The following is a 1,971-nucleotide window of genomic DNA, read 5'->3' as shown; positions in this document are numbered from 1 at the left end:
TTGTAGACGAGGTCGTTCCAGTCCGGGATCTGGTTGTGGATCGGGCAGCCGGTCGGTCCATGGCAGAACGGGATGCCGCAATCCATGCAGCGCGCGGCCTGTTTCTCGACCTCCTTGTCCGACATCGGCAGCGTGAATTCGCGGAAATGCCGGATGCGATCCGACGCAGGCTGGTACTTCTGCACCTGCCGGTCGATTTCGAGAAACCCTGTTACCTTGCCCATAGTCCAGTCCCTGCTGTCCGAAGGCGCGCTCGAAAGTCTAGCTTGTCGGCGCACCCGTTAACCTCATAAGGCCGCCGTGGCAACCTTGGTCCGAGGTCAGGATTGTTGGTGAGGATGCCGGCCGGGCGATTATCTCCCCGGCCGTGCCCAAAGCCTATTCCGCCGCCACGCTCATGCGCATGCGCTCCATCTCGATCAGCGCGCGGCGATACTCGACCGGCATGATTTTCCGGAATTTCGGCCGGAAGCTTGCCCAATTGTCGAGGATCTCGCGGCCGCGCACCGAGCCCGTGTAATGGACGTGGTTCGAGATCAGCTGATAGAGCCGCTCCTCGTCATGGCTTGTCATGTCTCCGGAGACGTCGACGCGTCCCTTATGGTCGAGGTCGCCGCCATGATGGAGCAGCTTCTCCATCAGGTCGTCCTCTTCCGGAACGGGCTCCAGCTCGACCATCGCCATGTTGCAGCGTTCGGCGAAATCGCCCTTCTCGTCGAGCACATAGGCGACGCCGCCCGACATGCCGGCGGCGAAGTTGCGGCCCGTTTTGCCGATGACCACGACTATGCCGCCGGTCATGTATTCGCAGCCATGGTCGCCGACGCCTTCGACGACGGCAACGACGCCGGAATTGCGCACCGCGAAGCGCTCGCCGGCGACGCCGGCGAAATAGGCCTCGCCCTCGGTCGCGCCGTAGAGCACCGTGTTGCCGACGATGATCGAGTCGGCCGCGACGATCTTGGCCTCTTCCGGCGGCCGGATGACGATGCGGCCGCCCGACAGGCCTTTGCCGACATAATCGTTGCCGGCGCCGACCAGCTCGAAGGAAACGCCGCGCGCGAGAAACGCACCGAAAGACTGGCCAGCCGTGCCGGTGAGCTTGACCTGGATCGTGTCCTCGCGCAGGCCTTTGTGCTTGAAGCGCTTGGCGACTTCGCCCGACAGCATCGCGCCGGCAGAGCGGTCGACATTGCGGATCGGCAGCTCGATGCTGACCGGCTGCTTGGCTTCCAGCGCCGGCTTTGCCAGCTCGATCAGCTTGCGGTCGAGCACGTCGTCGATCGGATGCTTCTGCCGCTCGGTCCAGTGCAGCGCCTCAGCCGGCGCCTCCGGCTTGAAGAACATCTTGGAGAAGTCGAGCCCGCGCGCCTTCCAGTGCTGGATCACGTCGCGCTTCTCCAGAAGGTCGGTGTCGCCGATGATCTGGTCGAGATGGGTGAAGCCCATTTCGGCGAGCAGCGCGCGCACCTCCTCCGCCACGTAGAAGAAGAAGTTGATGACATGCTCCGGCGTGCCCTTGAAGCGCTTGCGCAGCACCGGGTCCTGCGTCGCCACCCCGACCGGGCAGGTGTTCAGGTGGCACTTGCGCATCATGATGCAGCCGGCCGCGATCAGCGGCGCGGTCGAGAAGCCGAACTCGTCGGCGCCGAGCAGCGCGCCGATGATGACGTCACGGCCGGTGCGCAACCCGCCGTCGACCTGCAGCGCCACGCGGGAGCGCAGGCCGTTGAGCACCAGGGTCTGATGCGTCTCGGCGAGGCCCATTTCCCACGGGCTGCCGGCATGCTTGAGTGAGGTCAGCGGCGAAGCGCCGGTGCCGCCGTCGTAGCCGGAGATGGTGATGTGATCGGCGCGCGCCTTGGCGACGCCCGCCGCAACCGTGCCGACGCCGACCTCCGAGACCAGCTTGACCGAGACATCGGCCGCCGGGTTGACGTTCTTCAGGTCGTAGATCAGCTGAGCCAGATC

General features: G+C 65.0%; 1 protein-coding gene and 1 pseudogene. Both read right to left on the bottom strand.

What is annotated here, in order from left to right; translation table 11 throughout:
* Positions 1-224: pseudogene (gltD, locus tag EOA32_RS36630) on the bottom strand (glutamate synthase); the annotation flags it as partial.
* A 154-nt stretch (positions 225-378) separates the two neighbouring features.
* The coding region (locus tag EOA32_RS36625) for a glutamate synthase-related protein (RefSeq protein ID WP_245499525.1) at positions 379-1,971 on the bottom strand (1,593 nt) is incomplete at its 5' end.

The sequence above is a fragment of the Mesorhizobium sp. M1A.F.Ca.ET.072.01.1.1 genome, assembly GCF_004023325.1.
GTDB lineage: Bacteria > Pseudomonadota > Alphaproteobacteria > Rhizobiales > Rhizobiaceae > Mesorhizobium.
Note: the sequence above shows the minus strand (reverse complement) of the source record. Positions and strands in the feature narration are given on the sequence as shown.